This window comes from Mesorhizobium xinjiangense (genome assembly GCF_009749525.1).
GTDB classification, from domain to species: domain Bacteria; phylum Pseudomonadota; class Alphaproteobacteria; order Rhizobiales; family Rhizobiaceae; genus Mangrovimarina; species Mangrovimarina xinjiangensis.
In genome coordinates, this window is the sequence record NZ_WOAC01000039.1 from 20026 (window position 1) to 27312 (window position 7287).

Annotated in this window: 6 protein-coding genes and 1 pseudogene; 1 reads left to right on the forward strand and 6 read right to left on the reverse strand. The window is 63.3% G+C overall.

Features of this window, described 5'->3' with window-relative positions:
• Window positions 1–80: 80 nt before the first annotated feature.
• The 6 genes from GM909_RS24870 to GM909_RS24895 form a co-directional block, all read right to left on the reverse strand.
• Window positions 81–1505 (reverse strand): gamma-aminobutyraldehyde dehydrogenase, encoded by a 1425-nt coding sequence (locus tag GM909_RS24870; RefSeq protein ID WP_157020227.1) that lies wholly within the window; start codon window positions 1503–1505, stop codon window positions 81–83.
• A 19-nt stretch (window positions 1506–1524) separates the two neighbouring features.
• A complete protein-coding gene (locus GM909_RS24875; RefSeq protein ID WP_157020228.1) occupies window positions 1525–2340 on the reverse strand; it encodes an ABC transporter permease in 816 nt (271 codons plus the stop codon).
• The gene (locus GM909_RS24880) at window positions 2330–3298 is read right to left on the reverse strand and encodes an ABC transporter permease (protein WP_157020229.1); all 969 of its coding nucleotides are present in this window, start codon (window positions 3296–3298) and stop codon (window positions 2330–2332) included. The genes GM909_RS24875 and GM909_RS24880 overlap by 11 nt, the downstream gene beginning before the upstream one ends.
• Entirely contained in the window at window positions 3295–4293 is a 999-nt protein-coding gene (locus GM909_RS24885) for an ABC transporter ATP-binding protein (RefSeq protein ID WP_157020230.1), read from the reverse strand. The genes GM909_RS24880 and GM909_RS24885 overlap by 4 nt, the downstream gene beginning before the upstream one ends.
• A 136-nt stretch (window positions 4294–4429) precedes the next feature.
• The gene (locus GM909_RS24890) at window positions 4430–5587 is read right to left on the reverse strand and encodes an ABC transporter substrate-binding protein (RefSeq protein ID WP_407941361.1); all 1158 of its coding nucleotides are present in this window, start codon (window positions 5585–5587) and stop codon (window positions 4430–4432) included.
• Window positions 5588–5709: 122 nt separating this feature from the next.
• Complete coding sequence (locus tag GM909_RS24895; RefSeq protein ID WP_157020234.1) at window positions 5710–6624, reverse strand: LysR family transcriptional regulator; 915 nt, start codon at window positions 6622–6624, stop codon at window positions 5710–5712.
• Window positions 6625–6863: 239 nt separating this feature from the next.
• Between GM909_RS24895 and GM909_RS24900 the strand changes: the two are divergent.
• Window positions 6864–7034 (forward strand): annotated as a pseudogene (locus GM909_RS24900) (transposase family protein); the annotation flags it as partial.
• Window positions 7035–7287: the final 253 nt, after the last annotated feature.

Below are 7287 nucleotides of genomic sequence, written 5' to 3' on the forward strand. Positions count from 1 at the left end.
TGCTCAGCCCCGTCGGTTGCGACGCCGCCCAATAGCCGCGTCCAATCGGCATTGCGGCCGAAGAACTGCCGCTCGCGCCGTCAATGAGCGATCATGACATGGCGAACGGCAGTGTAGTCCTCGAGCGCATAGAGCGACATGTCCTTGCCGTAACCGGATTGTTTGACCCCGCCATGCGGCATTTCGTTGACCAGCATGAAATGGGTGTTGATCCATGTGCAGCCATATTGCAGCCGCGCTGCCGTCGCCATCGCCCGGCCGACATCCTTCGTCCACACCGACGAGGCCAGTCCGTAGTCTGAATCATTGGCCCAATCGACGGCCTGATCGACCTCCGAGAAGCGGGTGACCGAAACGACCGGTCCGAACACCTCGCGCTGGACGATCTCGTCGTCCTGCAAGGCCCCGGCAACCACGGTCGGCTGGTAGAAAAAGCCGCCGCCATCGCCCGGTCGCCCGCCTGTGGTAATCTCGATATGCTTGAGTTCGCTGGCGCGCTCGACGAAGGAGGCGACACGGTCGCGCTGGCGCTGCGAGATCAGTGGACCTATCTCGTTCAGCGTGTCGTCGGTCTGGGCATATTTGATGGAGGAGACGGCTGACGTGAGTTCGGCGACCAGCTTGTCGTAGATCTTGGCGCCGGCATAGATCCGGCAGGCGGCCGTGCAGTCCTGGCCTGCATTGTAGTAGCCGAAGGCGCGCAGCCCCTCGACCACCGCGCCCAGATCGGCGTCGTCGAAGACGACGACCGGCGCCTTGCCGCCGAGTTCGAGATGCGTGCGCTTGACCGACTTGGCCGCCGCCTGCAGCACCTTCTTGCCCGTCGCGACATCTCCGGTGATCGAGATCATGCGCACCCTGGGGTGGTTGATCAGCGCGTTGCCGACGCTCTCGCCGCGCCCGAGAACGATGTTGACCACACCTTCGGGAAGGACGTCGGCCAGGATCTTCGCCAGCTTCAGCGCCGTCAGCGGCGTCTGCTCCGACGGTTTGAATACGACCGTGTTGCCGCCACCGATGGCCGGCGCGAGTTTCCAGGCCATCATCATCAGCGGGTAGTTCCACGGCGCGATGGAGGCCACCACGCCGATCGGGTCGCGGCGGATCATCGATGTATGGCCGACCATGTATTCGCCGGCAACGGTGCCCGGCAGGGTGCGCACCGCACCGGCAAAGAAGCGGTAACAGTCGACGATCGCCGGAATTTCGTCATTGCGCACGGCGTTGATCGGCTTGCCGCAATTGAGCGCTTCGAGTTGGGCGAAACCTTCCGCCTCCGCCTCGATGCGATCGGCGATCTTCAGCAGATAGCCGGCACGCTCGCCCGGCGTCGTGCGCGACCAGCTCGCAAATGCCTTCTCGGCCGCCGCGACGGCCGCATCGATCTGGCTCTGGCTGGCCTCGGGAAGATCGAGGATCGTCTTGCCGGTCTTGGGGTCGAGGATCGGCTCCTCGGTTTCGGTTCCCTGCTCGAATTTCGACCCGATGAGCATTTGCGTGTCCATGATATCCTCCTTGAAGGCGCTATTTGCCGGCGCCGGCGATCTGGTCGCCGTCGCGTGTCAGGTAGAAGGCGGCAAGGATGGGCAGGAAGGTGACCAGCACCACCACCATCGCCACCACATTGGTCACCGGCCGCTGGCGCGGACGGACCAGTTCTTCCAGCATCCAGATCGGAAGGGTCTGCTGCTGGCCGGCGGTGAAGGTCGTCACGATCACCTCGTCGAAGGAAAGCGCGAAGGCGAGCATGCCGCCGGCCAGCAGCGCCGTTGCGATGTTGGGCAGGATCACGTGGCGAAAGGTCTGGAAACTGTCGGCGCCCAGGTCCATCGACGCCTCGATCATCGAGCCGGCCGTGCGGCGAAGGCGGGCGACCGCGTTGTTGTAGACCACGACGACGCAGAAGGTCGCGTGCCCCAGAACGATCGTCCAGGTTGAAAAGGGAATGTCGGCAATGCTGAATGCCGAGCGCAAGGCGATGCCGGTGATGATGCCGGGCAACGCGATCGGCAGGATGACCAGAAGGGAAATGGTCTCGCGGCCGAAGAACCGCGACTGGCTGACGGCTGCGGCGCAGAGTGTGCCGAGCAGGAGTGCGATCGCCGTCGAGATGGTGGCCACCTTGAGCGACAGGCCGAGCGCGGCCCAGACGTCCGGGCGGTTCCAGGTCACGGCGAACCATTGCAGGGTCAGGCCGGGCGGCGGCCATTGATAGCTCTTGTCCTCGGTGGTGAAGGCGTAGACGAAGATCAGCAGGATCGGCAGGTGCAGGAAGGCGAGGCCCGCCGCCGCCGCCAGCTTCAGGCCCATGGGGGCGGAACTGCTGCGGTCAGAGCGCATCGAAGGCCCCCATCCGCTTGGCCATCCACAGATACAGGCCCATGACCACGATCGGCACCACGGTGAAGGCCGCGGCCAACGGGATGTTGCCGGCCGTGCCCTGGTGCGCATAGACGGCCTGGCCCAAAAACAGTCGCGACGTGCCGATGATCTGCGGGATGATGTAGTCCCCCAGGGTCAGCGAGAAGGTGAAGATGGAGCCTGCCACCAATCCCGGCACGGCCAGCGGAAACAGCACGTTGCGGAAGGTCTGGCCGGGCGTGGCGCCGAGATCCGCCGATGCCTCCAAAAGGTTCGCCGGAACGCGTTCGAGCGCGGCCTGGGTCGGCAGGATCATGAATGGCATCCAGGCATAGAGGAAGACGATGAAGGTGCCCGTATAGGAGAAGGAAAGCGAATTGCCCCCGACGATCGGCAATGACAGCCAGGCATCGAGCAGCCAGGTCAGGTGCAATTCGGCGAACAGCCAGTTCAAAATGCCTTCCTTGGCCAGTATGAGCTTCCAGGCATAGACCTTGACCAGATAGCTCGACCACAAGGGCAGCATCACGCCGAGATAGAACAGCGCCTTCCATTTGCCGCGCGCGTAGCGCGCCGCGTAATAGGCGATCGGAAAGGCGACAACGCCGGAGGCGAGGGTCACCAGCGCCGCCATGACGATCGAACGCAGGATGATGTCGAGATTGGCCGGCTGAAGCAGTTCGCCATAGGTCTTCAGCGTCGGCTCGTATCGAATAAGGCCGGAAAACTCGTCGATGGAGAAAAAGCTCTGCAGCAGCAGCGCGAACAGCGATCCCAGATAGACGATGCCGAGCCACAGGAGCGGCGGAGCCAGCAGCAGGAGAAGCAGGAAGCGCGGCCTGCGCCAGAACAGGTCTGACAGGCGTCCGAACAGGCCGCCGCGCCCCGCCAGGATGGCGGGCGCCGGCGTGGTGTCGAGCATGGTGGCCGCGTTCATGCCTCGCCTTCCATGATGTGAAGGGCGTCCGGGTCGAAGCCGAGAGCGACTGCCTCGCCCACCTGCGGCACCGTCGTGCCGGAGGGAACGGTGGCCTGCAGCCGCAATCCCTCGGCATCGAGCGTGAGCCGCGTCGCCGCACCCAGATAGCTGCTGGAAAGGACCTGCGCATTGACGCCCGTTCCGCGTTCCGGCGGGTCGATCCTGATCGCTTCGGGCCGCAGGCTGCCCCAGGCCCTCTTGCCGCAGACACGCTCGACGAAATCGGGCGGCACGACATTGGAGGAGCCGACGAAATCCGCCACGAAACGCGATACTGGACGCTGGTAGATCTCTTGCGGCGTACCAACCTGCATCACGCGGCCTTCATTGAATACGGCCACCCTGTCGGCCATGGACAGGGCCTCGCCCTGGTCGTGAGTCACGAAAACGAAGGTAATGCCGAGCTTCTTCTGCAGGGCCTTGAGCTCTTCCTGCATCTGCTCGCGCAGTTTCAGGTCGAGCGCGCCCAGGGGTTCGTCGAGAAGCAGCACCTTGGGTTCGTTGATGAGCGCGCGAGCAAGGGCGACACGCTGGCGCTGGCCGCCGGAAAGCTGACCGGGGCGGCGTTCGCCATATCCGGCGAGTTGGACCAGGTCGAGCGCCTCGGCCGCCCGCTGCATGCGCTGCCTGCGCCCGACGCCGCGCACCATCAGTCCGTAGGCGACATTGTCGGCAACGTTGAGATGCGGAAACAGCGCATAGTCCTGGAAGACTGTGTTGACGTTGCGTCTGTAGGGCGGGACGCCTTCCGCCGTTTCGCCGAAGATCTCGATATGGCCGGCCGTCGGCTGCTCGAAACCGGCGATCAGACGCAGGCACGTCGTTTTGCCGGACCCCGAGGGACCGAGCATGGCAAAGAACTCGCCGCGCGCGATATCGAGATCGACGCGGTCGACGGCCTTCACACGACCGAAATGGCGAGAAATGGCTTGGAATGAGACTGCTGGAGTCATGATCTCAACTGTCGGTAATATCCGCGATCAGCCGTCTTCACGGCCGGCGTGCTTCCATTCGGAAGGAAAGCCGGCCGTGGCGCCCTGACGGGAGCGCCGAGGAAACGACAATGCGCACCTGGTGCCCGGCGCGTGCTCACCGTCCGCCGATGACGCCGATATAGTCCGACACCCAACGATAATAGGGCACGCATTCACCCTGGCTCTCGCACTGCGAGACCGGCGTCGTCCAGAAGCGGATCTTCTCGAAATCGTCCATGCCGTTGGCGGTGCAGCCTTCGGCCGTCTGCATGCCGCGCCCGTCTGTACAGGCCGCCGGTACGGAAGGGTTGGCGCCGAACCAGACCGACAGATCGCTCTGCAGGTTGGAGGACAGCGTATGCTCCATCCACATATAGGCGCAATTGGGATGAGCCGCGTCGACATGCATCATGGTCGTGTCGGCCCAGCCCGTCGCACCCTCCACGGGGATGACGGACGCCACCGGCTCGCTGTCGGCCTTCAGCAGATTGACCTGGAAGGGCCAGGAGCCGGAGGCGACCACGCCCTCATTCTTGAAGTCGTCAATCTGAATGAAGGCGTCGTGCCAGTAGCGGCCGACCAGTTGACGCTGCTGGCGCAGCAGTTCGAGCGCCGCATCATACTGCTCCTGATTGAGCTCATAGGGGCTCTTGATGCCGAGCTCGGGCTTGTTGTGCATGAGGTAGAGGGCGGCATCGGCAATATGGATCGGCCCGTCATAGGCCTGCACGCGGCCCTTGTTGGACTTGCCGTCGTCGAGCGTCATCTCCTCGAACACCACCTTCCATGAAGTTGGCGCTTCCTTGAATGCCTCGGTGCTGTACATCAGGATGTTCGGTCCCCACATGTAGGGGACGCCGTAGTGTACGCCATCAACCGTATGCCATGGCGCGTTCTTGAGCCGGTCGTCCACCGTTTCCCAGCTCTCGATCAGGTCGACATTGACCGGCTGGACGCGCTTGCCCGCGACAAGCCGCAAGGAGGCGTCGCCAGAGGCCGTGACGAGGTCGAAGCCGCCTTCGTTCATCAGCGCCACCATCTCGTCGGAGGTGTTGGCGGTCTTAATGTTGACCTTGCAGCCTGTGGCTTCCTCGAACTTGGTCACCCAGTCGAATTTCGGATCGGTTTCGCCACGCTCGATATAGCCCGGCCAGGCAACGATGCTGACCTCGCCCTCGCCCGGCCCGATCTCGTTCAGCATTTCGGCGGCCACGGCCTGTCCGCCAAAGGACAGGGCAAGCGCAATGGCAGTGCAGGATTTCAGGCTCTTCATAATGTTCTCCCAATGGAAAGGCCGCTCTTCCGGCGGCAAGATGTTCCCGCAGAGCACATTGATCGCAAATTCTGGCGTTCGCAAATTCAATTGTCAGATAGTCGATATCGGAATTTCCGATATCAGTTCTGCCGCTGCCGCGCGATGCGCTGACTCTGGGCGATGCCGATGAAATCGCGCGCCGTCTGCGAGAGGCCCGATCCGCGGCGCCAGACCATGCCGACCTGCACCACAGGAAGCGCGCCGGAAATATCGCGCGATTCAATGCGGTCGCCTTCGAGCGACCAGGGCCTGTAGACGAGATCCGGCAGAAGTGCGATGCCGGCCCCGGTCGCCACCAGGCTGCGCACGGCCTCCACCGACCGTGTGCGAAAGGCGATATGGGGACGGGTGCCGAGCGCCGTCAGGATCGTGCCGGTGTTCTCCTCGATCTCGTCGATCGTCAGCATGATCAGGGGTTCGCTGGCGATGTCGTCCAGCGCGATGATATCGGCGCCGGCCAGCCGGTGTCCGAGCGGCAGCCACAACCTGTAGGACGACACCTCCAGGATTTCCGCCTGCAGCGCCATGCGGTCGCGCAGGTTCGATGTCACCATGACCGCAACGTCCAATTCACCGCCGACCAGGAGATGTTCCAGATAGTCGCCGCTGTCTTCGATAGCGGATACGTCCACCTGTGGCCAGGCCCGGCGATAGCGGGCGAGCAAGTCCGACAGAACATAGCCGGCGACCAGCGAGGTGACGCCGAGTTGCAGCCGGCCGGTCATCACTTCGGGGTCGGAGGAGAAGGTGCGCCTGGCATCCGACACGTCGGCCAGGATCTTGGTCGCGTGACGCAGGAACTGATGTCCCTTGTGGGTGATGGTCAGGCCGCGCGAATGGCGCTCGAATAGCTCGACGCCGAGATCGCCTTCCAGTTCCTTGACCGCCTCTGTGACGGCGGACTGCGAGATCGACAGGGCCTGCGCGGCGCGCGACACCGAACCCTGTTCAGCGACGGCGACGAAATATCTCAACTGGCGCAGCGTGAAGGACAAGGGTGTCTCTCGCAAGGCGCCTCACTCAAGCGAGCGACCGCCGGAAAAGCTACATGCGTGTCGTGCGATGGTGGACGACCTGATGCCGCAAAGAAGAACGCGAGCAAGAGTTACGTCAATTCATGGCTGGGATCAAACCTTCAGGCCAATACGCCATGGCCCTGAACTCGGGTTAACGGCGGTTTCGGGATTGCGCGGGTTCTGATTTTGTCGGCGGCGGTGATGCGGAGACCACTGCCATGCTGGAGACTGACGACAAGCCGCGCCTGCTTCTGGACCATTTCGCGCTGATCGAGGACGACCGTGAGCCTTGGCGGGTGGCGCATCCATTGCCGGAGGTCCTGCTACTGGTCGTCTGCAGCACGATCGCAGCGGGCGACGACTTCGAGGACATCGCCGATTGGGGCGAGGACGATCGATCAATCAAACTGCGCCGAAAACGCGCCGCAAGAAACAACCAATATCTCGAGACAATCCTCCAGCCATCACCGCGTTAACCCGGATTCACTGCCGCGGCAACGGAGCCCCGTTTTTTCATCCAAAAGGGGCTCTGACCTTCTCATGATCGATGGTGCGCGCTCCGGGTCATGGAGTTCGACGCGAACGCTCAGGCGCCGGATTCCGCCCAGTCGGCAAGCCGCTCCAGGAAGCGGTCGCAGCGCG

Coding starts and splice junctions, on each gene's coding strand:
- GM909_RS24870 (WP_157020227.1), bottom strand. CDS start 1,505: ATGGACACGCAAATGCTCATCGGGTCGAAATTCGAGCAGGGAACCGAA.
- GM909_RS24875 (WP_157020228.1), bottom strand. CDS start 2,340: ATGCGCTCTGACCGCAGCAGTTCCGCCCCCATGGGCCTGAAGCTGGCG.
- GM909_RS24880 (WP_157020229.1), bottom strand. CDS start 3,298: ATGAACGCGGCCACCATGCTCGACACCACGCCGGCGCCCGCCATCCTG.
- GM909_RS24885 (WP_157020230.1), bottom strand. CDS start 4,293: ATGACTCCAGCAGTCTCATTCCAAGCCATTTCTCGCCATTTCGGTCGT.
- GM909_RS24890 (WP_407941361.1), bottom strand. CDS start 5,587: ATGAAGAGCCTGAAATCCTGCACTGCCATTGCGCTTGCCCTGTCCTTT.